Source organism: Pseudomonas sp. AC463, assembly GCF_979253585.1.
Genome location: NZ_CEEDDZ010001205.1, coordinates 1 through 233, shown reverse-complemented (window position 1 = coordinate 233; position 233 = coordinate 1). Strand labels below are relative to the sequence as shown.

Here is a 233-nt window from a genome sequence, read left to right as displayed (position 1 = left end):
GCCCGGCCTCGATCGCCGCGATTCTGCTGGAAACCATTCCCGGCACCGCCGGCATCCTGGTGCCACCGAAAGGCTACATGCAGGGCGTACGCGCACTGGCCGACGAGTTCGGCATTCTGGTGATTCTCGATGAAGTGATGGCCGGCTTCGGCCGCACCGGCAGCTGGCTGGCACTGGACAACTTCGACGTGGTGCCAGACCTGATCACCTTCGCCAAGGGCGTCAATTCCGGC

Annotated in this window: 1 protein-coding gene; it reads left to right on the top strand. The window is 64.4% G+C overall.

Going from position 1 to position 233, the window contains the following annotated elements; translation table 11 throughout:
• On the top strand, positions 1–233 hold a 233-nt coding region (locus AC0IYH_RS34140; protein WP_471838927.1), incomplete at both ends, for an aminotransferase class III-fold pyridoxal phosphate-dependent enzyme.